The sequence below is a fragment of the Falsiroseomonas sp. RANM36 genome (assembly GCF_056682175.1).
Genome location: NZ_JBWXTD010000001.1, coordinates 39507 through 64296, shown reverse-complemented (window position 1 = coordinate 64296; position 24790 = coordinate 39507). Strand labels below are relative to the sequence as shown.

The following is a 24790-nucleotide window of genomic DNA, read 5'->3' as shown; positions in this document are numbered from 1 at the left end:
CGCGCCTTCGGGCGGTTTTGCGGGGCGGACGGATCGCCCAGGTCATCGCGAAGACGGAAATCGGCACGCAGACGATAGGCGCGACGACATGTTTCGCCCGGCGATTTGCATAATGCGAAGCATATAGGGACGCAAACCCGCTATGGCAGTCGGCTGGCGCGGCTGATCAAGGAAAAAATTCTTGCATCCCGCAGCGCGCGCTGCTACCCCGGCAGCGCCACGGGCCGGATTCCGTCCGCCGCCAGCAGCTTGTCGCAGCGCGGTCGCCCCGAGGCTCCGAACCCCGCCAGACCACCCGGACCCGCGGCCCATCCCGGCCGTGCCGTCATGCGCCCTGGAGATCGCCCATGAGCATCGTCGCGCTCCCCGCCCTGCTCGGCGTGCATGCCGCGCTGTCGCCAACCCCGCCCCAGCAGGGCGTGCTGGTCGCCGACGGGGCGATCCACGCGCCCCTCACCCTGATGCGCGCCCAGGTGAATTCCCGCGCCACCGGCCTCGCTTCGGACGACGCCACGCTCCAGAGCTACCTTGCCGACCTGCCGCGCTTCGTGGGCTCCGGCGCGCGGCTGCTGGTGGAGGGTCAGCGGACCAACGACATGCCCTCCCCGCTGGCCTTCGGCAGCGGCTCGGGCTGGACCGCGATCAGCGGCGGCACCGGCAGCGCGCCGGTCATCACCCCCGACTACGGCGCGATCGCCGCCCCCGATGGCAGCTTCACCGCCACGCGGCTGCAGCTCGCCAAGGGCGCCGGCACGACCAGCGCCGACCAGTCCGGCCTGTCGCGCAACACCTCCACCAGCGCCGCCCGCTTCGTCTGGGCGCGGACGCTCTCCGGCACCGCGACGGTGCAGATCGGCACCAGCAGCACGAACATCGCCCTGCAGACGACCGTGGACAGCACCTGGCGTCGGCTCGGCATCGTGGGCGGCGGGTCCATGCACCGCATCAACCTGAACGGGGCGGCCGGCAGCAGCGCCACCGCCGATCTGCTGGTCTGGGGTGCCTCGAGCGAGCCGAACGGCACCTTCGCCTCCTCTCTCGTGCTGCCGGCGCCGGGCCTGTCGCAGGCCAGCACGCGCGGCGCCGACCTGGTCTCGGCCACGCTGGCGACGCTCGGGATCGGCGGCAACGGCGCCTGCACCCTGCTCTGGTCCGGGCGTCTGCCGCAGCTCTCGACCGGCTCGGTGCAGACCATCGTGCAGATGGACGACGGCTCCAATTCGGTGCGCTGGGTGCTGGACAACCAGCCGACCGGCAGCCTCATGCGGCTCTACGGCACCGGCACGGCCACCATCTCGACCGGCGCCGCGACGGCCGGGGCGCCGCTGCGCATGGGCCTCGCGCTCGACGGCACGGGGCGCGGCGCGGCCTCCCTGAACGGCGGCGCGGTCGCGATCGCCACGGGCGGCCCGGCCGCCGGCCTCACCACGCTCAGGCTCGGCACGAACGCCTCCGGCAGCCTCGGCATGTTCGGCGAGACCGCCTTCCTGCAGGTGCTGCCGAACACGCTCGGCGATGCCGAGTTGCAGGCCGCCGTGGCCGCGCTGCCGGGCTGAGCCGCCGCCCGCTCAGCGCCGCGGCGCCGGGGCGGGCCGACGCTTGACCGGGCGCATGCCCGCCGGATCGGACGCAGGGCGCAGCGGGGCGATGCGGATATCCTCGTCATCCTGCGCCGGGCGCGCGGCGGCGGCGGCGAAGCGCGCGGCGGCCCAGGGCGCGATCTCCACGCGCGTCTCGCGCTCCATCACCTGGATGCGGCCGATCTCCTGGCGCGTGACATGGCCGCGGCGGCAGAGGAAGGGCAGCAGCCAGCGCGGATCGGCGTTGCGGTTCCGCCCGACATCGAGGCGGAACCAGATGCCCTCGCCGCCCGGCTCCCGCCGGTCGCGCATCGGCGCGCTGCGCGGCGTGGGCTCGGGCGGCTCGATCTCCTCGGGCGCCGGCAGCGCGGCGCCGAGGGCGCGGAGCAGCGCCGCCGCCACGGCCTCCGCGCCCTTCGCCTCCAGCACGGCGCGGCCGAGCGCCATCGCTTCCGCCTCCGCCGTCGCGGCGCCGGCGGCGGCGATCGCCTGCTCGACCAGGCGTTCGTTGTCGCGGGCGCGGATCTGCTCGGCCGAGGGCGGCGGGCCCCATTCGGCCTGGATGCGCGCGGCGGAGAGCAGGCGGTCCGCCTCACGCCGCCGGTTCGCGGCCACCAGCAGCACGGCGAGGCCCTTGCGCCCCGCGCGGCCGGTGCGGCCGGATCGGTGCTGCAGCGTCTCCCGGTCGCGCGGCAGCTCGGCATGCACGACCAGGCCGAGCTCCGGCAGGTCGATGCCGCGGGCGGCGACGTCGGTCGCGACGCAGATCTGCGCGCGGCGGTCGCGCAGCGCCTGCAGCGCGCGGTTCCGCTCCGCCTGCGTCAGCTCGCCCGAGAGCGCGACGGCGTTGAAGCCGCGCTCCGTCAGGTTGCCGTGCAGGCGGTTCACCGCGGCGCGCGTGGCGCAGAAGACGATCGCGCGCTCGTCGTGCCAGCGCAGCACGTTGACCAGCGCGCGCTCGGCCTCGCGGGGCGGCACGATCACCGCCTTGTAGGCGATGTCGCCATGCTGCCCGCCCTCCGCCGTCGCAGCGATGCGCAGCGCGTCGCGCTGGTAGCGCTTCGCGAGTGCTGCGATCTCCTTCGGGATCGTCGCGGAGAACAGCAGCGTGCGGCGCGTCTCTGGCGTGACGTCGAGGATGGCCTCCAGCTCGTCGCGGAAGCCCATGTCGAGCATCTCGTCCGCCTCGTCGAGCACGGCGGCCTTGAGCCCGGTGAGTTCGAGGTTGCCGCGCTCGAGATGGTCGCGCAGGCGGCCCGGCGTGCCGACGACGATATGCGCGCCGAGATCGAGCGCGCGGCGCTCCGCGCGCGGATCGGTGCCGCCGACGCAGGCGACCACGCGCGCCCCGGCCTCGGCATACAGCCAGGACAGCTCCGCCTGCACCTGCAAGGCCAGTTCGCGCGTGGGTGCGATCACCAGCGCCAGCGGCACGCGCGGCGGCCCGACGCGCTCCGCGCCCGCCAGAAGTTCGGGCGCCAGCGCGAGGCCGAAGGCGACGGTCTTGCCGGAGCCGGTCTGCGCCGAGACGAGCAGGTCGCGGCCCGCCGTCTCGGGCGCCAGCACGGCCTGCTGGACGGCGGTGGGCTCGGCATAGCCGCGGGCGGCGAGCGCGCGGGCGAGCGGGACGGGGAGGTCTGGGAAGGGCACGCTAGTTCAGCCGGCCCAGCATGCCGCGGGCGATGATGTGCGCCTGGATCTCCGCCGCCCCCTCGAAGATGGACAGCACCCGCGCGTCGCACAGCACGCGGCTGATCGGGTATTCCAGCGCATAGCCGTTGCCGCCATGGATCTGCAGCGCCGCATCGGCATTGGCGAAGGCGACGCGCGCGGCGAGCAGCTTCGCCATCCCCGCCTCGACGTCGCAGCGGCGGCCGGCGTCCTTCTCCTGCGCGGCGAAATAGGTGAGCTGGCGCGCCAGCATCGTCTCGGCCGCCATCATCGCCAGCTTTCCGTACACGCGCGGGAACTGCAGGATCGGCTTGCCGAACTGGATGCGCGTGCGCGCGTAGGAGAGGCCGAGCGAAAGCGCGTTCTGCGCCACGCCGAGCGCGCGCGCCGCGGTCTGGATGCGCGCGCTCTCGAAGGTTTCCATCAGCTGCCGGAAGCCCTGGCCTTCCACGCCGCCGAGCAGGTTGGCCACGGGAACCTCGAACCCTTCGAAGGAAATCTCGTATTCGCGCATGCCGCGATAGCCGAGCACCTCGATCTCCGACCCCGACATGCCCGGCGCCGGGAAGGGATTGTCTTCCGTGCCGCGCGGCTTCTCCGCGATCAGCATGGAGAGGCCCTTGTGGCCGGGCGCTTCGGGATTTGTCCGAACCAGCAGCGTCATGATGTCGCTGCGGCTGCCATGCGTGATCCAGGTCTTCGCGCCGTACACCTTGAAGACGTCGCCCTCGCGCACCGCGCGCGTGCGCAGGTTGGCGAGGTCGGAGCCGGTGTTGGGTTCGGTGAAGACCGCCGTCGGGAGGATTTCTCCCGATGCGATACCGGGCAGCCAGCGCGCCTTCTGCTCCTCGGTGCCGTTGAGCCCGATCAGCTCGCCCGCGATCTCGTTGCGCGTGCCCAGCGAGCCGACGCCGACATAGCCCTCGCTCAGCGCCTCGCTCACCAGGCACATCGCGACCTTGCCGAGGCCGAGGCCGCCATGCGCCTCCGGGATCGTCACGCCGAAGGCGCCGAGCTCGCCGAGCTTCGCGATCGTCTCCAGCGGGATCAGCGCGTTGCGGCTGTGCCAGTCCTGCGCATAGGGCGCCACTTCCGACGCAGCGAAACGCCCGAATGTCTCGCGCAGCAGCGCCATCTCGGGATCGTCGAGCGCGATGTCGCCGAACTGCTCCGCTTCCAGCGCCGCCAGCATCGCGCCGCAGGCCGCCGTCATGCGGCGTGCGTCGAAGGGCGCGAGCGCCGCGCGGAGCGGCGCGACGGCCGCGTCATCCAGGCCCAGATCGGCCGGCCGCGCCATCTCGACCTGGCTCATCGGGATGCCGCCGGCGATCTGCCCGCCATATTCGGCGAAGCCGAGCGTCAGGATCGCGCGCTCCGTCGCGCCGAATTTTCCCCCCGTCTCCAGCCGCTCGGCCCAGCGCAACGCCTGGCGCAGCGCCTCGACATAGGTGGCGGTCCAGGCCAGGCCGTGCGCGGCGAACTGCTCCGCCTCGAGCGCGACGGCATCGAGCCGCCCGCCCGGCGCCACCTGCCGCGCGATGGCGCCGCGCGCCGCCTCCAGCAGGGATTCCGCGGCCGTGAGCACGCCGCGGCAGTCGCGCATCAGCTCGCTCATGCGTCACCCCGCGGCAGGATGCCGGCCTCGCGCAGCGCCGCGATGCGCTCCGCCGGCATGGAGAGCCGCTCCGCCAGCACCGCGGCCGTGTCGGCGCCGAGCGGCGAGGCGGGGCGCGGCGGCAGTGCCGGCTGCAGAGGCGCGGACGCCGCCAGCACGCGCCCGACGCCCGGCTGCTCGATCTCGTGGAACAGCGGGTTGGCCGTGGAGCAGCGCGGGTCCTCCCGCACCATCTGGCCGAAATCCTGGTAGGCGCCCCAGAGCACGCCGGAGCCCTCGAAGGCCTTGCGCACCTCGGCCAGCGTGCGCGCGGCGAACCAGGGCGCGAGCACGGCGCAGATCGCGTCGCGCGCCGTGTAGCGCCCGCCCTCGTCCTCCATGTCCACGTCCATAACCTGCCCGATCAGCGCGAGGCGCTCCGTCAGTCCGGTCGCCTTGCCGATCGCGCGCCATTGCCGGCTCGAGATCGCCGCGACCATCACCCGGCGCCCGTCCGACGTCGAAAAATCGCGGCCGAAGGCGCCGTAGATCGCGTTGCCGAGCGGCGGGCGCACATGCCCGTTCACCTGCACATCCGCGACATAGCCGAGATTGGCGACGGTCGCGTAGGCGACATCGGAGAGCGCCAGCGTGATCTCCCCGCCCGCGCCGGTGCGCGCGCGCCGCCGCTCCGCCGCGATCAGGCCGGTGGCGAGGTAGAGCCCCGCCGCCACGTCCCAGCCCGGCATCACATGGTTCACCGGCCGCTCGTCCTCGCCCGTCGCGATGGGGAAGCCGACCGCGGCGTTCACCGTGTAGTCGATGGCATTGGCGCCATCATGCGTGCCCGTCACGCGCAGCATGATCAGGTCCGGCCGCCGCTTCGAGAGCTCCGCATAGGACATCCAGCCCTTCTCGGCCGGCAGGTTGGTGATGAGCACGCCGGCCTCGGCGATCAGCGCCGCCGCGATCTCCTGCCCCTCGGGCGTGTTCAGCGCCAGGCTGACGCTGCGCTTGCCCTTGTTCAAGGCGGTCCAGTAGAGGCTGGTGCCGGAGGGCGCGAGCGGCCAGCGGCCGATGTCAATGTTGCCGCCGAGCGGGTCGATGCGGATCACCTCCGCGCCGAGCTGCGCCAGCGTCATGCCGCCGATCGGCGCGGCCACGAAGGCCGAGACCTCCACCACGCGCAGGCCTTCCAGCAGCGGCGTCATCGCATCCGTCCCCTTCTCCGGCTGCGGGAGGCATAGCGCCTGGGCGGCGTCTGGCAAGCCGCGGCTTGCGCGGGGCTGCATGCTGCGGAAGGCTGGCCTGGCGGGACGGGACACGGGACCGATGCACGGGCGCAACCTCACCCTGGATCAGGCGCTGGCCGAGGCGCGGGAGACCTATGCGCGGCGCCGGCCGAACAGCCGGGCGCACCACCTGGAGGCCGCGGAGGTCATGCCCGGCGGCAACACCCGCACCGTGCTGTTCCACGGACCCTTCCCCTTCACCGTGATGCAGGGCGAGGGAAGCCGCGTCACCGACGCCGACGGCCTGACCTATGTGAACATGGCCGGCGAATACACCGCCGGGCTGTTCGGCGCCTCGCATCCGGCGATCCGCTCAGCCGTGATCCGCGCGCTCGATGGCGGCCTGAACCTCACGGCGCACAACGCCTTCGAGGCGCGCTTCGCCCGGCTGGTCTGCGACCGCTTTCCCTCCGTCGCGCAGGTGCGGTTCACGAATTCGGGCACCGAGGCGAACCTGCTGGCGCTGGCCTGCGCCACCATCGCGACGGGCCGGCGCACCATCCTGGGCTTCGAGGGCGGCTATCACGGCAGCCTGTTCGGCTTCCCGCGCGGCGCGGCGCCGGCGGTGAACGTGCCGCACCGGGCTGTGGTCGCGCCCTACAACGACCTCGAGGCCGCGCGCGCCCTGGCGCGGGCGCATGCGGCGGACCTCGCCGCGATCATCCTGGAGCCGATGCTGGGCGGCGGCGGCTGCATCCCGGCGGAGCAGTCCTTCCTGGAAGGGCTGCGCGCGCTGGCCGACGAGGCCGGCGCGGTGCTGATCTTCGACGAGGTGATGACCAGCCGCCTTGCCCCCGGCGGGTTGCAGGAGGCGACCGGCGTCACGCCGGACCTCACGACGCTCGGCAAGTATGTCGGCGGGGGGATGTCCTTCGGCGCCTTCGGCGGCAGCGCGGCGCTGATGGGCATGTTCGATCCGCGGCGCGCGGATGCCGTGCCGCATGCCGGCACCTTCAACAACAACACCCTGACCATGTCCGCCGGCATCGCGGCGCTGGCGGAGATCTACACGCCCGCCGAGGCGGTGGCGCACAACGCCCGCGGCGATGCGCTGCGCGAGGCGCTGAACGCGATCGCGGCGCGGCTGGCGGTGCCCGTGCAGGTGACCGGGCGGGGCAGCATGATGGCGTTCCACGTCGCGCCCAGGCCGCCGCGCAACGCCGCCGAGGCCGCGGCGGGCGACCAGGGGCTGAAGGAGCTGCTGTTCCTCGATCTGCTGGAGCGCGGCTTCTACATCGCGCGCCGCGGCATGGTCGCGCTCTCGCTGGCGGTCGGCGAGGCGGAGCGCGCCGCCTTCGTCGAAGCCGTGGGGGAGGCGCTGGCGCTGCGCGCCCCGCTGCTGCGGGAAGCGCGCAGCGCCGCCTGACTCAGTTGGACTGCGACTGCAGGTAGGCGATCACGTCCTTGCGCTGCTGCTCGTTGCGCAGGCCGGCGAAGGACATCGACCCGCGCGGCACGAGGTCCTTCGGGTTGGTCAGGTAGCGGTCGAGGTTCTCGGGCGTCCAGGTCAGGCCGCCCTGGGCCAACTCCTGCATGTTCGCGGAATAGCGGAAGCCCTGGATCGAGGCCGCACGGCGGCCGACGACGCCGTGCAGGTTCGGGCCGACGCCGTTGCGGCCGTTGTTCTCGATGACGTGGCAGGCGCGGCACTGGTTGAACACGCGCTGTCCGGCGGCTGCATCCTGGGCGAAGGCCGCCTGGTTCGCGCCGAGGGTCAGCGCCGCCGTGGCGGCCAGCAGCAGGCGATATGGCATGAAGGCGATTTCTCCCTGAACACCCGTCCCAGCCTGGTGGAATAAGATCACGGTCCGTCGCCGCGCAAGAGGGGGCGCCCCTTCCGGGCGGCCGGGGGCGCGTGTAGCGTTCACAAGATGACCGCCCCGTTACTGGAGGTGCGCGGCCTCGTCCGGCGCTTCGGCGGGGTGGTGGCGCTGGATGGGCTGGACCTCGCGGTCCGGCGCGGCACGGTCACGGCGCTGATCGGCCCGAACGGCGCGGGCAAGTCCACCGCCTTCCAGTGCATCTCCGGCGTCATCCGGCCGGATGGCGGAAACGTCATCTTCGACGGCCAGGACATCACCGGCGCGCGACCGGACCGTGTGACCCGCGCGGGCCTGGTGCGCAGCTTCCAGATCGCCCGCGGCATCCCGCGCCTGACCGTGCTGGAGAACCTGCTGCTCTACGGCCAGCACCAGCCCGGCGAATCGCTCGCCGTCGCGCTGCTCGCGACGCCCGCGATGCGCCGGCGGGAGGAGGAGTTGCGCGCCCGCGCCGTGGCCATCGCCGCGCGCCTCAACCTCTCGCGCGTGCTGGACAACCAGGCGGCGGCGCTGTCCGGCGGGCAGAAGAAGCTGCTCGAGATCGGTCGCGCGCTGATGGCGGAGCCGAAGCTGCTGCTGCTGGACGAGCCGGTGGCCGGCGTGAACCCCACCCTCGCCGCCGAGATCGCGCGCCACATCGCGCATCTGCGGGAGGAAGGCATGACGGTGCTCGTCGTGGAGCACCACATGGACTTCGTCGCCTCGCTCTGCGATCCGGTGATCGTGATGGCCGAGGGCAGGCTGCTGGCGCAGGGCGGTTTCGAGAGCGTCGCGAGCGATGCGCGCGTGCAGGAAGCCTATATGGGGCGCCGCGTGCATGCCTGAGGCCGCCGCGCTGCTGGAGGTGGAGGGCGTCGTCGGCGGCTATGGCGCGGCGGACGAGATCCTGAAGGGCATCACCGTCTCCCTCGCGCCCGCGCGCATGGCCGCGATCGTCGGGCCGAATGGCGCGGGCAAGTCCACGCTGCTCAAGGCCGTCGCCGGCATCCTGAAGCCGAAGGCCGGCAGCATCCGGCTGCAGGGCAGGCCGCTGACCGGCCTGCCGCCGCGCGCCATCGCCGCCCAGGGCGTCGCCTTCGTGCCGCAGGAGGCGAACATCTTCGCCAGCCTCACGGTGCGCGAGAACCTGGAGATGGGCGGCTACCTGGAACCCCGCGCCGTCGTGCGGCAGCGGACGGAGGCGCTGATGCAGCGCTTCCCCGTGCTGGCCGAGAAGCGCCGCCGCGCGGCGCGCACGCTTTCGGGCGGGCAGCGGCAGATCCTGGCCATGGCGATGGCGCTGATGGTGCAGCCGAAGCTCCTGCTGCTGGACGAGCCATCCGCCGGGCTGTCGCCCAAAGCCGCGGAATTCCTGTTCGATTCCATCGCCGCCATCCATGCCGAAGGCACCGCGATCCTGATGGTCGAGCAGAACGCGCTGGAGGCGCTGTCCATCGCCGAGGAGGGGATCGTGCTGGTGGATGGCCGCGTGGCCCGCACCGGCCGGGCCCAGGCGCTGGCCGCCGACCCAGAGGTGCGCCGCCTGTTCCTCGGCGGCTAGAGCGTAGCTACTGTGAACGACAGGGAGACGACAGCATGACCCAGTTCCGCATCGGCCGCCGCGCGGCCCTGCGTCGCGCCGCAGGCGCGCTCTACGCGACGAGCGCCGCCGGCGCTGTCACCAGCTTCGCCATCGGCGGCAGGGCCTTCGGCCAGGGGGCGCCGGTGGTGTTCGGCGCGCTGCCGCCGCTGACCGGCGCCGGCGGGCCCTATGGCCCCGCAATGCTGCGCGCCATCCAGGCCGTGGTCGAGGAGGCCAATGCCGCCGGCGGAATCCGCGGCCGGCAGATCCGCGTGGTGGCCGAGGACGACCAGACCAACCCCGATGCCGGCGTGCGCGGCGCGCGCAAGCTGATCGACGTGGACCGCGTCTCCGCGATGATGGGGACCTGGGCGAGCTCGGTCACCACCGCCGTCGCGCCGCTCTGCTGGGAGAACCGCGTGCCGCTCTTCACCGTCTCGGGCGCGGATTCGATCACGCTGCTGCCGCACCAGGGCTTCATCTTCCGCACCCAGCCGAACAGCCGGCTGCAGATCTCGACCGGCGCCGACTTCCTGCTGCGCCAGGGCGCGCGGCGGATCTTCCACCTCGCCGCGCAGTCGCCCTTCGCGCAGTCCAGCCAGGACGTGCTGGCCGAGAAGTTCGCCGCCGCCGGCGGCCAGGTGGCCGGCTACACCGTCTATGAGCGCGACAAGACCGCCTTCCGCTCGGAGGTGGACGCGATCATGCGCGCGCGCGTGGACACCGTGTTCCTCAACGGCTACCTGCCGGACGTGACGATCCTGCTGCGCGAGCTGTTCCGCGCCGGCTTCGACGGCCGCCGCTTCGCGCCCGCCTACGCCGTCAACCAGAACCTGCTGAACAGCCTGCCGAACGAGGTGACCAACGGCACCATGACCTGGCAGCCCAGCCCGGATGTGGAGAGCGGCGCCTTCAAGCGGCTGGAGAGGCTGTTCGGCAACACCGCGGTGGACCCCTATTCGGCGCAGACCAACGACCACGCCGCGCTGGCCATCCTGGCCGCGGCGGCGGCCGGCGATGCCGCCGGCGTCGCGATCCGCGACACCGTGCGCCGGATCAGCCAGGGCGACGGCGAGAAGGTGGACAACGTCACCGACGGGCTGCGCGCCCTGGCCGCGGGCCGGGCGATCAACTACGAAGGCTCCTCCGGCCCGGTCGAGTTCGACGAGCGCGGCGACATCCGCGGCACCAAGTTCCGCTTCGAGCGCGCCGCAGGCGGCCGCTTCGAGCTGATCGAACTGCGTTGAGCCCGGCGCGCCGCGTCGCAGGCGGTGCGGCGCACCGTGTCTTGAAGGGTGCGGCGCGATGATCCAGGACTGGCGTGACATCGCCCAGATCCTGCTGAACGGGGTGATGACGGGCAGCATGCTGATGCTGCCCGCCATCGGCTTCACCACGATCTTCGCCGTGCTGCGCTACCCGAACTTCGCGGTGGCCGCCTATGCGACGGTCGGCGCCTTCGCCGGATGGATCGCCAACACGCAATGGGGCCTGCCGGCGGCGCTGGCGCTGGTCGCTGCCTTCCTCGTCGCCGGCGCGGTCGGGTTGGCGGCGGAGGAGACGGCGCTGAAGCCGCTGCGCCCCGCCGGGCCGCTGACCGTCGCCATCGCCTCGGTCGCGCTGACGCTGCTGGTCGAGAACATCCTGCGCTTCTTCTTCGGCAACGAGCTGCGCGCCTACGACCTGCCGATCCTGCGGGACTGGCGCTTCGACGGCATCCGCGTCGGCCCGCAGCAGGTGCAGAACACGCTCTATGCCTGCGCCGCGGCCGCCGCGCTGTTCGCGCTGCTGGCCTTCACGCGCCTCGGCCGCGCGATGCGCGCGGTGGCGGACAACCCGCAGCTCGCCGACATCAAGGGCGTGGACCCCGACCGCATCGCGCGCGTTGCCGTCTTCATCGGCGCGGGGCTGGCGGGATTCGGGGGGATGCTGCTCGGCCTCGACACCTCGATCGACCCGCTGACCGGCTTCCGCGTGATCCTCTCGGTCTTCGCCGCGGCGGTGGTGGGCGGGCTCGGCTCCATCCCCGGCGCGGCGCTCGGCGCGCTGGTGGTCGGCATCGGCGAGGAGATGGCCGGCGTGTTGCTGGAGCCCGCCTACCGCACCGTCACCGCCTTCCTGGCGATCCTGCTCGTGCTCTCCATCCGCCCGCAGGGGCTGCTCGGGCGGGCCGCCTGATGGAAGCCTATCTCGTCGCGATGCTGGTCTTCGCCGGCTTCTACGCGCTGATGGCGCTCGGGCTCAACGTGATCTGGGGCCTGGCGGGGATGGTCAATCTCGGCCTGGTCGGCTTCTTCGGGCTCGGCGCCTATGCCTCGGCGCTGCTGACGACGAAGCTGGCCTGGCCGATGCCGCTCGGCTGGGCCGCGGGCGCGGTGGTGGCGGCGCTGGCGGGCGGGCTGATGGCGCTGATCGTCGCGCGGCTGCGCGGCGACTACCTGGCGATCGTCACCCTCGGCTTCGCCGAGGTGATCCGGCTGGTGGCGTCCAACGAGATCTGGCTGACCAACGGCACCGACGGCATCAGCGGCATCCCCGGCCCCTGGCGCGGCGACGTCTCGCCGCAGCAGTTCAACCTGATCTTCCTGGCGCTGGTCTGGTGCGCGGTGGGCGTGGTCTTCCTGCTGCTGTCCCGCGCTTCCCACGCGCCCTTCGGCCGCGTGCTGCGCGCCGTGCGGGAGGACGAGGACGTGGCCGCGGTGGCGGGCAAGCCGGTGCTGTGGTTCAAGCTGCGCGCCTTCGCGCTGGGGGCGGCGGTGGTCGGCTTCGCCGGCGCGCTCTACGCCCACTACAACGCCTATATCGCGCCCGAAGGCTTCGCGCCGCTGCTCACCATCTACATCGTGCTGGCGCTGACCGCGGGCGGCGTCGGCGCGATGCGCGGCGCGGTGGTGGGCGCGCTCTTCGTCGTGCTGCTGCTGGAAGGCACCCGCTTCCTCGCGCAGGAGATCCCGGGCGTCACGCCGGTGCAGAAGGCCGCGCTGCGGGAGAGCATCATCGCACTCTCGCTGATCCTGCTGCTGCGCTTCCGCCCGCAGGGGCTGATCCCCGAACGCAGCCGAACCCGCTCGACGCCCGAGGAGGCCAGATGAGCCGCGCCGATCCCGCCCCGCACTACGCCGCCGTCGCCGCCGCCGCCGCCGAAGGCGGTCAGCCCGGCCCGCTCTTCGCCGCGCGGGACGCGGCGATGGGGCACGCCATCGGGCACCGGCTGTTCACCATCCTGGTGATCCATCCGGGCGCCGAGGAAAGCCAGCGCTACTACTCCAACATGCCGCGCGAATACCCGGTGGGCGGGCGCAAGCCGATCAACCGCACGCACTGGTTCCAGCGCGTCCTCGGCGCCGGGGAAGCCTATATCGGGCGCACCTACGAGGACATCCGCGATGTCTTCTTCGACCACGAGCTGATCCGCAGCCTGGGCTGCGAGAGCGTGCTGAACGTGCCGGTGCGCTGGGACGGGCGCAGCATCGGCACCATCAACCTGCTGCACCACGCGAACTGGTACGGCGAGGCCGACGTGCCGACGGCAGAGATCTTCGCGGCGCTTGCCGCGCCGGGGCTGATGAAGGTGATCGCCGGCGGCTGAGCCGCCCGCGGGCCCGAACGGCGGCCCGCGAAATTCCATGCTGGCATCGGCCGCGGCCCGCCGCTTATGCTGCCCCGACAGCCGGGACAGCCGGCGCGATGGAAGGGAGCGGCCACCATGTCCAACGGGATCACCCGTCGTCCTCTATTGGCGGCGACGGCCGCGGCGCTCGCCGCAGGCACTGTGCGGCTGCCGGCCTATGCGCAAGGCGCGCGGCGATTCCAGGGCGTCACGCTCAACATCTCCTGCTGGTCGGCGCCCTATGCGCGCTTCATCGCCGACTACCTGCCGGAGTTCACCGCCGCCACCGGCATCCAGGTGAACTACGACACGCCGGGCTTCCCGATCTACAACCAGCGCGCCGACCTCGAGCTTTCGACCAAGGGGTCGGCCTTCGATGTGCTGAACGTCACCTTCATCTACACCGCGCGCTGGATCGGCGCCGGCTGGTTCACGCCGCTCGATCCGTTCATCAACGATCGCAACAAGACGCCGGCCGACTGGGATTTTGCCGATCTGCTGGCCGGCGCGGTGCATCCGATGAAGGACCGCCGCGGCCAGGTCTACGGCATCCCCTGGGTCGCCGATGCGCTCATCGCCGGCGCCAGCCGCTTCGACCTGCTGCGGCGCGAGGGGCTCGGCATGCCCGACACTTTCGCGGAGATGGAGCGCACCGTCGCCGCGGTGAACGGCAAGGAGGAGACCGCCGGCTTCCTCGTCGAGAACCACTACGGCTGGACCTATCCGCCCTTCCTGCAATCCTTCGGCGGCAACGTCTTCCGCAATCCGCCGGACGACCTCTTCCCCACCCTCGACACGCCGGAAGCGATCGAGGCGGCGGAATTCCTCGCCAAGCTGCTGCGGCAATACGGACCGCCCCAGGCGCTGGGGTACAACGTGGACCAGACCACGCAGTCCTTCCGCATGGGGCGGGTGAACTACCAGCTCAACAACCACGCCTTCCTGCTGCTGTCGGGCGAGGCCGGCAGCCGCGTGAAGGACACGGTCAATTTCGGCATGTTCCCGGCCGGGCCGAAGGGCCGCTTCCCCGGCATCGCCTCGCATGGCTGGGGCATTCCCACCGGCGCCCGCAACAAGGACGCGTCCTGGGAATTCATCAAATGGGCGATGTCGAAGGAACTGCTGACCCGGATGGTGACCGAGAAGGGCTATGGCTCGATCACCCGCAGCTCGATCCTGAGCACGCCCGAATTCCGCGCGCGCACGACGATCAACGGCGTGGACACCACGAAGCTCTATGTGGACACGCTCGCCACCGCGGCGCAGGGCCACATGGCCTACCGCACGGTGCATGTCTATCCGCAGGCCAACGCCCAGATGACGCAGGCGATGGAGCGCGTGATCTCCGGCCAGATGGGCGCGCGCGAAAGCTTCCAGCTCGCCCAGCGCAATACCCTCGCCGATCTGCGCCGCGCCGGCGTGCGGTTCTGATCCGCGGTGCGGCACGCGGCCGCGCAGCACGCGGTGGGATGGAGCGAGCAGCGGCGCCGAGCCTTCTTCTGGGGGCTCGCGCCGGCACTGATCGTGCTGGCCGTCATCACCGTCGCGCCGGCGCTTTACCTGTTCCTGACCTCCCTCACCCCGCTCAACCTCACCATGCCCGGCACCGCCTGGGACTTCTCCGGACCGCAGTACAACTACCTCGACCTCTGGGAGGATGAGCGCTTCCACCGCTCGGCCTGGATCCAGGTGCAGCTCTCCGCCGCGACGGTGGTGCTGCAACTGCTGGCCGGGCTCGGCGTGGCGCTGCTGCTCAACCAGGGCAACGCGCTGCGGCGCTTCGCGCGCACCATCTTCCTGGTGCCGATGGTGCTGCCGCCCATCGCGGTCGGCATCCTCTGGCGCGTGATGTACACGGTGGACATCAGCCCGTTCCACCGCTTCATGGCCTGGATCGGCCTGCCCGTGCCGCCGCTGACGACCGACCCCGACTTCGCCCTCTGGGCGATCGTCTTCGCCGAGACCTGGGAATGGTTTCCCTTCACGATGCTGATGGTGCTGGCGGCGCTGCAGATGATCCCGGACAGCCCGGTGGAGGCGGCGAAGATCGATGGCGCGAACGACGTGCAGCTCTTCCGCTACGTGCTGCTGCCCTACATCGTGCCGACGCTGATCGTGGCCGCGCTGTTCCGCCTGATCGATTCCATCAAGGCCTTCCCGCTGATCTACGTGCTGACCAGCGGCGGGCCAGGCGATGCGACGACGGTCACGAACTACTACGCCTTCGTGCAGGCCTTCAACTTCTCGCTCTGGGGCTATGCCAGCGCCATCGCGACTCTGATGGTCGCCGCCATCTTCCTGTTGTCCTGGCTGATCGACCGCCTGACGGGGGCCGCGGATGCACGGGCGGAGTGAATTGCCGGCCCAGGGCGTCGCCTTCCGCCGGCCCGGCTGGGCCGCGCGGAACCGCGAAGCCATCGGCAACGCGGCGACCATCGTGTTGCTCTTCCTGGTGCTGTTCCCCTTCCTCTGGCTCGTGCAGATGTCGTTCAGACCGAACGACGACATCTTCGGCTACGACCTGCGCTTCATCCCGACCTTCGAGCACTACGCCGCCCTCTGGACCGGCATCTTCCCGGGATCCTTCGTCAACTCGGTCGTGGTCAGCCTGGCCTCGACCGTGCTTGCGCTGCTGATCGGGGTGCCGGCGGCCTATGCGCTCTCGCGGGCGAATTTCCGCCGACGGCGGGCAATCGCGCTCTGGATCCTCGCCACCCGCATGGCGCCGCCCATTGCCTTCACCATCCCCTTCTTCCTGGCCTATGCCTATGTCGGGCTGCACGACACGCTGATCGGCCTGATCATCGTCTATCTCACCTTCAACCTCGCGCTGGTGATCTGGATGATGCAGACCTTCTTCGAGGGCGTGCCCCGCGCGCTGGAGGAAGCCGCCTGGATCGACGGCTGCGGCGTCTGGCAGACCTTCCTGCGCGTCACGCTGCCGCTTTCGGCGCCGGGCCTGGCGGCGACGGCGGTGCTCTGCTTCATCCTCTCCTGGAACGACTTCTTCTACGCGCTGGTGCTGACGCGCACCAACGCCTCCACCGCGCCGGTCGCGATCGTGAACTTCATCCAGTACACCGGCTGGGAATGGGGCCGCATCGCCGCGGCGGGCACGCTGGTGATGCTGCCGGTCGTCGTGTTCTCGCTGCTGGTGCGCAACTACCTGGTGCGCGGGCTGACCGCGGGCGGGACGAAGGAATAGCGCCGTCGGGCGCTGCGTTCAGACATTCCGTTCCGCGAGCATGATCCGCGCTGCGTTCTCGCCGATCGCCATCGAGGGCGCGTTCGTGTTCGACGAGACCAGGAAGGGCATCACCGAGGCGTCCACCACGCGCAGCCCGTCCACGCCCCGCACGCGGCAGGAGGGGTCCACGACCGAACCGGCGTCGCCGCCCATCCGGCACGTGCCGACCGGGTGGTAGGAGGTGTTGCCGGTGCGCCGGATGTAGTCGAGCAGTGCGTCGTCCTCCGTCGCGTCGCTGCCGGGCCGGTCCTCCGCCACCAGGAAGGGCGCCAGTGCCGGCTGTGACGCGATGGCGCGGGACAGGTGCAGGCCACGCAGCGCCGCCGCGCGGTCGGCTTCCTCCGCCAGGTAGTTCGGCAGGATCCGCGGTGGCTCCCGCGGGTCGGGCGAGGCGGCATGCACCCAGCCGCGGCTTTCCGGATAGAGCTGGAAATAGCCGATCGAGACCCCGGGATAGGGGTCAACCCCGGCGCCCTTGGCCATGCCGGTGCGGTCGGCGGCGCTGATCTTGTGCATCTGCAGCTTCATGTCCGGCCGTGTCGCGCCCGGCGCGGTGCGCGCCAGCGCATGCGCCGTCGCCGCCACGCCCGCGAAGAGGCCGGTGCCGAAGAGCTGCCAGCGCAGCATCTCCACCGGGCCATGCCGCCAGGGCTTCGAGAGCAGCTCGTTCACCGTCAGCACGCCCTGGGATCGCCAGGTGACGCGGATGTGGAAATGGTCGGAGAGGTTCTCACCCACCGAAGGCCGGTCCGCGACAACGGGAATGCCGAGCGCGCGCAGCCGCTCCGCCGCGCCGATGCCCGAGAGTTCCAGCAGGTGCGGCGACTGGATCGCGCCGGCGGCCAGCACCACGCCGTGGCGTGCATGGGCGATGCGCGGGCCGTCCGGCGCGTCGTATTCCACGCCGATGGCGCGCCGGCCTTCGAACAGCACGCGCCGCGCCAGCGCGCCGGTCTGCACCGCGAGGTTCGGCCGTCCCGCGGCTTCCCGGAGATAGCCCGCCGCCGCGCTGACCCGCCGCCCGCGCCGCGTGTTCATCTGCAGGCGGCCGACGCCTTCATGCTGCGCGCCGTTGTAGTCGGGCGTGGCCGGGATGCCGACGCCCTGGCAGGCGGCGATGAAGGCCTCGGTCAGCGCGTCGTTGCGATGCGTTTCCTCCACCCGGATCGGCCCGCCGCGGCCGCGCAGCGCCGGGTCGCCGACATCGGCATCCTCGATCGTGCGCATGCGTTGGCCGATCTCGCGCCAATCCCAGCCCGGGCAGCCTTCCGCGCCCCAGGCATCCCAGCGCGCCGGATCGCCGCGCACCCAGATCATGCCGTTGATCGCGCTCGATCCGCCGAGCACGCGCCCGCGCGGCCAAACCACGCTGCGCCCGGCGGCGCCCGCATCGGGCTCTGTGCGGAACTGCCGCGTCACGCGGTCGTCGAGGATGATGCGCCCGACGCCGAGCGGGATCCGCATCCACCGCCCGGTTGCCTCGCCGCCGGCCTCCAGCAGCAGCACCGTCAGACCGGCCTCCGACAGGCGGGCGGCGAGGGCGCAGCCGGCGGAGCCCGCGCCGACGATGACGTGGTCCCACTCGGTCGGCCCGCTGCCCGTCGCCATCGCCGAAGCGCCCCCCTGCCGCGACACGCAGCATGCGCCGCGGCGTGGCCGGGGCCAAGGACGATCAGGCGGGGAGCGGCGCCTCGACGGCGCGGAAGGCCTATGCGGCCTCCTTGTTCCGCTCCTCCATCATACGCTGGAAGGCCGGGCGCGCCTGGCAGGCGGCGAGCCAGGCCTTGACGTTCGGCGCCGCCGCGAACAGTTCCGGCGCGGGCTGGGCGTAGCGCACCACCTCGGCGAGGTTGAGATCCGCCACGGTGAAGCGCCCGCCGACCAGCCAGCCATCCTTCGCCAGCGCCGCGTCCAGCACGGCGAAGGGCGCCTTCAGCGCGGCGATCGCGGCCGCGAGCTTGGCCGCGTCGCGCTCCTCGGGCGGCTTGCCGATGCTGTTGTAGAGCACCTCGATGGTGTGCGGCTCGGCCTCGGTCATCGCCCAGATGGACCAGGCGGTCATCTGCGCATCCTCGGCGAGGTCCTTCGGCGCGAGCGTGCCGCCCGCCTTCTTCGCCATGTAGAGGTTGATCGCGAGCGATTCCGCCAGGACGAGATCGCCATCCTTCATCGCGGGAATGCGGCCATTCGGATTGATGCGCAGGAACTCCGGCGAGCGCGTGTTCAGCGCGACGCCCGATCCCTCCGCGCGTCCGGCCTGGATCACCGGGACATGCTCGAAGGGCATGCCGAGTTCGTACGCGAGCCAGACATTGCGCGAAGCGCGGGAGCGCAGCACGCCATAGATGGTCAACATGGGTCGTTCCTTCCGTCGAAGCTTTCTTACAGCGCCGGCTCGGCATCGCGCCGCGCCAGGATGGTGCGATAGGCCGGTCGCGCCTGGCAGGCCGCGAGCCAGGCCTTCAGATGCGGCGTGCCCTCGAACGCTTCCGGCGCGGGCTGCGCGTAGCGCACGGTCTCGGCGAGCGCGATGTCGGCCACGGTGAAGCGGCCGCCGACGGGATGGCCCTGCGCCAGTATTTGCTCCAGCACGGCGAAGGGGCGGCGCAGCGCGGCGAGGGCGTCCGCCACCTTGGCTTCGCTGCGCTGGTCGGGCGGAAGCTGCACGCGGTTCATCAGGATGGCGTGGCTGCGCGGCTCGATCTCGGTCGCGGCGAACAGCGTCCATTGCGCCAGCCGCGCCGCCTCCGCCGCATCCGCGGCGCCGATGGGCGCGCCGTGACGCTGCGCGAGGAACAGGTTGATCGCCAGCGACTCCGCCAGCACCACGCCATCCTCCTCCAGCACTGGGATGGAGCCGGCGGGGTTCAGCTGCAGGAAGGCCGGGGAGCGCGTGTTGAACGGCGCGTCCGGCGCCGCCGGATCGGCCAGGCGAAACGCCTGCATCACCGGCACCAGCCGATACGCCAGCCCCATCTCCTCCAGCGCCCAGATGCAGCGCAGCGCGCGGGAGCGATGCACGCCGTAGAGCGTGATCACGCGCGCCCCTCCAGCCCGAAGGGATCGTCCACGGAGCGTGAGGGCTGCGTCAGCCAGTCGGCGCCGCGTTCGGTGATGACGATGTGGTCCTCCAGCCGGATGCCGAACTCGCCATAGATCGCGATGGTCGGCTCGATGCTGCCGGTGTTGCCGACGGCCAGCGGCTGCTTGTTGCCGCCGACGAAATAGGGCGCCTCATGCACGTCCATCCCGATCCCGTGGCCGGTGCGGTGCGGCAGGCCCGGCACCTTGTAGCCGGGCCCCATGCCGGCCTTCACCACCTCGCCCCGGCAGGCGTCGTCGATCGCGGCGCAGGGCGCGCCGGGCTTCGCGGCCGCGAAGCCGGCGGCCGGGGCGCGCTTGGCCAGGTTCCAGATCTCGCGCTGGCGCGGCGTCGGCGTGCCGAAGACGTAGCTGCGGGTGATGTCGGAGACATAGCCATGCAGCGGCGCGCCGACATCGATCAGCACCACGTCGCCCTCGGCGAGCGTCTGCGGATAGGGCACGCCATGCGGATAGGCGGTGGGCTCGCCGAACAGCACGATGGAGAAGGCGAGGCCGCCGTCGAAGCCCGCGCGGCGATGCGCGGCGGCGAGGAAATCCGCCACCTCCGTCGTCGTCACGCCGGGCTGCAGCGCGCGCGCCGCGGCGGCGTGGATCTGCAGCGTCATGCCCATCGCCTGGCGCAGGATCGCGACCTCCTGCTCCGTCTTCTGCTCCCGCAGGTGGGAGGTGACGGGGCCGGAGGCGATGAAGCGGTGGTTCGGCAGCGCCCCGCGCATGCCTTCCGCGACGAACACCCGCGCCATGTCGTCCAGCGCCACGGTGCCGCCCGCCACATCGGCCTCCCGCAGCATCTCGGTGAAGAGCGCGTAGGGGTCCTCGTCCTCCTCCCAGCCGCGCACCTCGCCGGGCAGCAGCAGCATGGTGCGGATGCGCTCCACCTCGAAGGCGGGCGAGAGGTAGGAGAGGGGACCCTGCGCCGGCAGGATGGCGCCGACGGGCCGCTCGGTCTGGCCATGCTTCAGCCCGGTCAGCCAGGCGAGGTTGGTGGTGCCGTCCAGCCACAGCGCGGCGATGCCGAGCTCGCGCATGCGCGCCTGGGCGCGTTCCACGCGGCGCGCATGCTCCTCCACGCCGATGGGCGGCACGGCGTCGCGCTGGTTGCGGATGCCCGCGAGTTCCGTGGCGAAGTCAGACCCGCCCACGCCGACCGTCATGCCCGTGATCCCTTTCCCCGGTGCCCTTCCATGCCATGTTCCGCGGCCCGCGTCAGCGGCGCCGCCCTTCGTTGATCGCGAGGAACACGCCGGCGGAGACGATGATCGCCGCGCCGAGCCAGGTCGCGGCTTCCGGCCAGAGGCCGGTCAGCAGCACGCCCATGACGGTGGCGCTGACGATCTGCCAGTAGTGGAAGGGCGCGATCACCGCCGCCGGGCCCAGGCCGAAGGCGCGCGCGACGCAGTAATGCCCCGCCGCGCCGATGGCGCCGACCGCGAGGAAGGCGCCGAGGTCCGCCACTGTCGCCGGCGTGGTCCAGAACCACGGCACGGCCAGCGTCAGCACCACGCCGCCGAGCAGCGCGCTCCAGAGCACCGAGGTCTCGGGCCGGTCATGCGGCGCGACCTTGCGGGTCAGCACCTGGTACAGCGCGTTGGTCACGGCGCTGCCGAGGATCAGCAGGGAAGCCGGCTGGAAGCTGTCGCTGCCGGGGCGGATCACCACCAGCACCCCGAGGAAGCCGAGCACCACCGCGCCGAGCCGCGCTGCGCGCAGCCGCTCGCCCAGCATCGGCCAGGCCAGCAGCGTGACGAGGAAGGGGGCGAGGAAGCCGACCGCGGCCGCCTTCGCCAGCGGCAGCGTCATCAGCCCCACGAAGTAGAGGGAGGTCGAGCCGAGCTGGCAGAGCGAGCGGCCGAATTGCAGCACGGGGCGGTTGGTGGCCAGCACGCGCAGGCCGGAGCGCGGCAGCATGATCGCCAGCATGATCAGCAGATGCCCGGTGATGCGCGCCCAGATCACCTGCTCCGGCGGATAGCGCAGGTTCAGCCACTGCACGAGCCCGTTCATCACGGGCAGGATCGTCGCGGCCAGCATCATGAAGCCGATGCCGAGCAGGACGTTCTGCTCGCGCTGCGCGGGGGTCATGCCGGGCAGGCTAGCCCTCCAGCTCCTCGCGCAACAGTTCCAGGCGCAGCCATTCCTCCTCGGCCGCCTCGCGCTCCGCCTGCTTCTTGCCGAGCAGGCTGCCGCGCGCGGCGAAGCCGGCGGCGTCGCGGGCATAGAGGCCCGGATCGGCAAGCTGCGCCTGCAGGGTGGCGATCTCGCGCTCCAGCTGGGCGATGCGCGCCGGCAGCGTCTCCAGCGCATGCCGGTCCTTGAACGACATTTTTTGTTTCGTTGCAGCGCGCACCGCGTCTTCGGTGGCGCGCGATTCCGTTTCGCGGCGCGGCGCGTCCGAAACCTTGGCCTGCACGCCCCGGCCGCGCTGCGCGACCATGTCGGCATAGCCGCCGGCATAGTCCTGCCAGCGCCCGTCGCCTTCCCAGGCGATCACGTTGGTCGCGACACGGTCGAGGAAATCGCGGTCGTGGCTGACGACGATGACGGTCCCCTGGTAGTCGGACAGCAGCTCCTGCAGCAGGTCGAGCGTCTCGAGGTCGAGGTCGTTGGTCGGCTCGTCGAGCACCAGCAGGTTGGAGGGCTGCGCCATCGCGCGCGCCAGCATCAGCCGCCCGCGCTCCCCGCCCGAGAGCATGCCCACGGGCGTGCGCGCCTGCTCCGCAACGAAGAGAAATTCCTTCATGTAGCCGACGACGTGCTTCGCCTCGCCGCCCACGCGGATCTGGTCGCCGCGGCCGCCGGTCAGCGCATCCGCCAGCGTCATGTCGGGATCGAGGCCGGCGCGCATCTGGTCCAGCGTGACCATCTGCAGGTTTGTGCCGAGCCGTACCTCGCCCTCGTCCGGCGCAAGCGCGCCGGTCAGCATGCGCAGCAGCGTCGTCTTGCCCGCGCCATTCGGCCCGACAATCCCCACGCGGTCGCCGCGCAGGATGCGCGTGGAGAACTTCTGGACGACCGGCGGGGCTTCGCCGAAGCGTTTGGAAATGCCGTCCGCGGCGACAACCAGCGTGCCGGATCCATCGGCCTCGGTCGCCGCCATGCGCACGGTGCCGACGGCCGCCACGCGTTCCTTGCGGCGCTTGCGCAACTCCTGCAGGCCGGCCAGTCGCTTGACGTTGCGCTTGCGCCGCGCGGTCACGCCGTAGCGCAGCCAATGCTCCTCCCGCACGATCTTTCGCGCGAGCTTGTGTGCCTCGGCTTCCTCTTCCTCCAGCACGCGGTCGCGCCAGGCCTCGAAGCCGGAAAAGCCTTCTTCCAGGCGGCGCGTGGTGCCGCGATCCAGCCAGACCATCGCGCGCGACAGCCGTTCCAGGAAGCGGCGGTCATGGCTGATCAGCACCAGCGCGCCGCGCGTCTGCAGCAGCTCGGATTCAAGCCACTCGATCGCCGGCAGGTCGAGATGGTTGGTCGGCTCGTCCAGCAGCAGGATGTCGGGGCGGGGCGCCAGCACGCGCGCCAGCGCCGCGCGCCGCGCCTCGCCGCCCGAGAGCCGCGCCGGCGCTTCCTCCCCGGTCAGGCCGAGGCCCTCCAGCAGCACGCGCGCACGATGCGGATCGTCGCCGGGCGCGAGGCCGGCCTCGACGAAGGCGCCGGTCGTCGCGAAGCCGCCGAGGTCGGGTTCCTGCGGCAGGTAGCGCAGCGTGGCACCCGGTTGCAGGAAGCGCGTGCCGCCATCGGCCTCGATCATGCCGGAGGCAACCTTCAGCAGCGTGGACTTGCCCGAGCCGTTCCGCCCGACCAGCGCCACGCGCTCTCCGGCGCCGACCATCAGCTCCGCCCCATCCAGCAGCCAGGAGGAGCCGAGACGCAGGCGGATGTCGCGCAGATGGAGCAGCGGCGGCGGGGGCATCCCCCGGGGAATGGAGAGGCGCGGCCCCCGCGTCAACCTGCGGGGGTGGCGACGCCTCTCAGGTCATCGGCGAGGCCCGCAGCGCCTGCGCGCCGCCGGCGTCGCGGCGCAGTTCCTCGAGCTTGCGTTCCGGGTCGCGCCCGGCCTTCAGGCAGTCCTCGGCGGTCGTGCCCTGCATCGGCTGCTGGTTGCGGCGCAGCGCCTCGATCCCCGCGCGCGGCGCGCGGCGGCGGCTGGCCTTGCCCACGCAACGTTCCATGTCCCGTCCATCCATGCCGGTACCTCCTTCCTCGATGCGGCCGCGGATTGCGCGGCCTTTCCTGTTGAATGGGAAGGCGGGGCGGGTGCGGCAACTCAAGCGCGCTTGATCGCGCCATCGCTCCATGCGCAACTTCCGCGCTGCAGCATGAAGCAGACGAAGGATTCCCCGACGATGCGCCGACGCGACCTGCTTGCCACGCTCGCCCTGCTGCCGCTGCCCGCCCTGGCCCAGGGCAATGCGTCCGGCTGGCCCGCGCGGCCGGTGCGCATGGTTTCCTCCTCGCCGCCGGCCGGCGCCTCGGACATCCTCACGCGCACCCTGGCACAGGCGTTGCAGGAACAGACCGGCCAGAGCTTCGTGGTGGAGAACAGGCCGGGCGCGGGCGGCGTGCTGGGGTCGGACTTCGTCGCGAAATCGGCGCCGGACGGCTACACTTGGCTCACCACCAATGTCGGCCCGCAGGCGATCTTCCGCGAGCTGAACCGCAACCTGCCCTATGACACGCGCACCGATTTCCGCGCGGTCACCATCATCGGCACGCTGCCGCTTGTGCTGATCGTCGAGAAGGACCAGCCCTTCCGCACGCTCGCGGACTACATCGCGGCGGCGAAGGCGCGGCCGGGCGCGATGAATTTCGGCTCGGGCGGCAACGGCACGCTGCACCACCTCACGGGCGAGCTGGTGAACCGCACTGCCGGCGTGCAGATCGTGCATGTGCCCTATCGCGGCGCGCAGGCGGCTGCGACGGATGTGATCGGCGGGCGCATCGAGAGCATGTGGGACAGCCTGCCTTCCGCCGCGCCGCATATCCGCTCGGGCGCGGTCCGCCCGCTGGCGGTGTCCTCGCCCGCGCGGACGCCGGCCTTCCCGGAGATCCCGACGCTGACCGAGCAGGGCGTGGCGGTGGCCACCACGAACTGGTTCGGCCTCGCCGGGCCCGGCCGCGTGCCCGACGACATCGTGCAGGCGATGTATGTCCAGCTCCGCCGCGCGCTGCAGTCGGATGCGGTGCGCCAGCGCCTGGCGAGCATCGGGGTCGAGCCCGTCGGCGATCCGCCGGAGGAGACGCAGCGCTACGTGCTGGCCGAGATCGAGCGTTGGTCCGAGGTGGTGCGCGCCACCGGCGTGACGATGAACTGAC

At 71.8% G+C, this 24790-nt stretch carries 23 protein-coding genes; 12 read left to right on the top strand and 11 right to left on the bottom strand.

Annotated elements, in window-relative coordinates; genetic code table 11:
• The first annotated feature begins 347 nt into the window (after nt 1–347).
• Entirely contained in the window at nt 348–1556 is a 1209-nt protein-coding gene (locus AC1MIR_RS00285) for a hypothetical protein (protein WP_480026188.1), read from the top strand.
• 12 nt (nt 1557–1568) lie between these two features.
• Here AC1MIR_RS00285 and AC1MIR_RS00280 read toward each other — a convergent pair whose 3' ends face one another.
• Genes AC1MIR_RS00280 through AC1MIR_RS00270 form a run of 3 tightly spaced genes read right to left on the bottom strand, consistent with a single transcriptional unit; the run spans nt 1569 to nt 6056 of the window.
• On the bottom strand, nt 1569–3230 hold the full coding sequence (locus AC1MIR_RS00280) for a DEAD/DEAH box helicase (protein ID WP_480026187.1): 1662 nt from the start codon (nt 3228–3230) through the stop codon (nt 1569–1571).
• 1 nt (nt 3231) lies between these two features.
• Nucleotides 3232–4866 carry an acyl-CoA dehydrogenase family protein gene (locus tag AC1MIR_RS00275; RefSeq protein ID WP_480026186.1) on the bottom strand — a complete coding sequence of 545 codons (1635 nt, stop codon included), beginning with the start codon at nt 4864–4866 and terminating at the stop codon, nt 3232–3234.
• Entirely contained in the window at nt 4863–6056 is a 1194-nt protein-coding gene (locus AC1MIR_RS00270) for a CoA transferase (RefSeq protein ID WP_480026185.1), read from the bottom strand. The genes AC1MIR_RS00275 and AC1MIR_RS00270 overlap by 4 nt, the downstream gene beginning before the upstream one ends.
• A 121-nt stretch (nt 6057–6177) precedes the next feature.
• On the opposite strand from AC1MIR_RS00270, the gene AC1MIR_RS00265 reads away from it, so the two are divergent.
• The gene (locus tag AC1MIR_RS00265) at nt 6178–7503 is read left to right on the top strand and encodes an aspartate aminotransferase family protein (RefSeq protein ID WP_480026184.1); all 1326 of its coding nucleotides are present in this window, start codon (nt 6178–6180) and stop codon (nt 7501–7503) included.
• A gap of 1 nt (nt 7504) precedes the next feature.
• Here AC1MIR_RS00265 and AC1MIR_RS00260 read toward each other — a convergent pair whose 3' ends face one another.
• Nucleotides 7505–7891, bottom strand: coding sequence for a c-type cytochrome (locus AC1MIR_RS00260; protein ID WP_480026183.1), 387 nt, complete (start codon nt 7889–7891; stop codon nt 7505–7507).
• 117 nt (nt 7892–8008) lie between these two features.
• Here AC1MIR_RS00260 and AC1MIR_RS00255 point away from each other — a divergent pair, with 117 nt between their 5' ends.
• From AC1MIR_RS00255 to AC1MIR_RS00215, 9 genes are all read left to right on the top strand, one after another.
• Entirely contained in the window at nt 8009–8782 is a 774-nt protein-coding gene (locus AC1MIR_RS00255) for an ABC transporter ATP-binding protein (protein WP_480026182.1), read from the top strand.
• Nucleotides 8775–9497 (top strand): ABC transporter ATP-binding protein, encoded by a 723-nt coding sequence (locus AC1MIR_RS00250; protein WP_480026181.1) that lies wholly within the window; start codon nt 8775–8777, stop codon nt 9495–9497. The genes AC1MIR_RS00255 and AC1MIR_RS00250 overlap by 8 nt, the downstream gene beginning before the upstream one ends.
• A gap of 35 nt (nt 9498–9532) precedes the next feature.
• Nucleotides 9533–10765 carry an ABC transporter substrate-binding protein gene (locus tag AC1MIR_RS00245; protein WP_480026180.1) on the top strand — a complete coding sequence of 411 codons (1233 nt, stop codon included), beginning with the start codon at nt 9533–9535 and terminating at the stop codon, nt 10763–10765.
• A gap of 58 nt (nt 10766–10823) precedes the next feature.
• Complete coding sequence (locus tag AC1MIR_RS00240) at nt 10824–11696, top strand: branched-chain amino acid ABC transporter permease (protein ID WP_480026179.1); 873 nt, start codon at nt 10824–10826, stop codon at nt 11694–11696.
• A complete protein-coding gene (locus AC1MIR_RS00235; protein ID WP_480026178.1) occupies nt 11696–12610 on the top strand; it encodes a branched-chain amino acid ABC transporter permease in 915 nt (304 codons plus the stop codon). The genes AC1MIR_RS00240 and AC1MIR_RS00235 overlap by 1 nt, the downstream gene beginning before the upstream one ends.
• A complete protein-coding gene (locus AC1MIR_RS00230) occupies nt 12607–13107 on the top strand; it encodes a GAF domain-containing protein (RefSeq protein ID WP_480026177.1) in 501 nt (166 codons plus the stop codon). Before AC1MIR_RS00235 ends, AC1MIR_RS00230 begins: the two co-directional genes overlap by 4 nt.
• 117 nt (nt 13108–13224) lie before the next feature.
• Nucleotides 13225–14559, top strand: a complete 1335-nt coding sequence (locus AC1MIR_RS00225; protein WP_480026176.1) for an ABC transporter substrate-binding protein — start codon at nt 13225–13227, stop codon at nt 14557–14559.
• A gap of 6 nt (nt 14560–14565) precedes the next feature.
• Entirely contained in the window at nt 14566–15483 is a 918-nt protein-coding gene (locus tag AC1MIR_RS00220; RefSeq protein WP_480026175.1) for a carbohydrate ABC transporter permease, read from the top strand.
• Nucleotides 15467–16333 (top strand): carbohydrate ABC transporter permease, encoded by an 867-nt coding sequence (locus tag AC1MIR_RS00215; protein WP_480026174.1) that lies wholly within the window; start codon nt 15467–15469, stop codon nt 16331–16333. Before AC1MIR_RS00220 ends, AC1MIR_RS00215 begins: the two co-directional genes overlap by 17 nt.
• 18 nt (nt 16334–16351) lie before the next feature.
• Here AC1MIR_RS00215 and AC1MIR_RS00210 read toward each other — a convergent pair whose 3' ends face one another.
• The 7 genes from AC1MIR_RS00210 to AC1MIR_RS00180 form a co-directional block, all read right to left on the bottom strand.
• On the bottom strand, nt 16352–17983 hold the full coding sequence (locus tag AC1MIR_RS00210) for a GMC family oxidoreductase (RefSeq protein ID WP_480026173.1): 1632 nt from the start codon (nt 17981–17983) through the stop codon (nt 16352–16354).
• A gap of 100 nt (nt 17984–18083) precedes the next feature.
• Nucleotides 18084–18731 carry a glutathione S-transferase family protein gene (locus AC1MIR_RS00205; protein ID WP_480026172.1) on the bottom strand — a complete coding sequence of 216 codons (648 nt, stop codon included), beginning with the start codon at nt 18729–18731 and terminating at the stop codon, nt 18084–18086.
• A 26-nt stretch (nt 18732–18757) separates the two neighbouring features.
• Nucleotides 18758–19414, bottom strand: coding sequence for a glutathione S-transferase family protein (locus tag AC1MIR_RS00200; RefSeq protein ID WP_480026171.1), 657 nt, complete (start codon nt 19412–19414; stop codon nt 18758–18760).
• Nucleotides 19411–20634: a M24 family metallopeptidase gene (locus AC1MIR_RS00195; RefSeq protein ID WP_480026170.1), complete on the bottom strand. Its 1224-nt coding sequence runs from the start codon at nt 20632–20634 to the stop codon at nt 19411–19413. The genes AC1MIR_RS00200 and AC1MIR_RS00195 overlap by 4 nt, the downstream gene beginning before the upstream one ends.
• Before the next feature lie 52 nt (nt 20635–20686).
• A complete protein-coding gene (locus tag AC1MIR_RS00190) occupies nt 20687–21562 on the bottom strand; it encodes a DMT family transporter (protein ID WP_480026169.1) in 876 nt (291 codons plus the stop codon).
• Between the two features lie 10 nt (nt 21563–21572).
• The gene (locus AC1MIR_RS00185; RefSeq protein WP_480026168.1) at nt 21573–23387 is read right to left on the bottom strand and encodes an ABC-F family ATP-binding cassette domain-containing protein; all 1815 of its coding nucleotides are present in this window, start codon (nt 23385–23387) and stop codon (nt 21573–21575) included.
• 58 nt (nt 23388–23445) lie between these two features.
• Entirely contained in the window at nt 23446–23661 is a 216-nt protein-coding gene (locus AC1MIR_RS00180) for a hypothetical protein (RefSeq protein WP_480026167.1), read from the bottom strand.
• A gap of 159 nt (nt 23662–23820) precedes the next feature.
• Here AC1MIR_RS00180 and AC1MIR_RS00175 point away from each other — a divergent pair, with 159 nt between their 5' ends.
• A complete protein-coding gene (locus AC1MIR_RS00175) occupies nt 23821–24789 on the top strand; it encodes a Bug family tripartite tricarboxylate transporter substrate binding protein (RefSeq protein WP_480026166.1) in 969 nt (322 codons plus the stop codon).
• The last annotated feature ends 1 nt before the right edge of the window (nt 24790 follow it).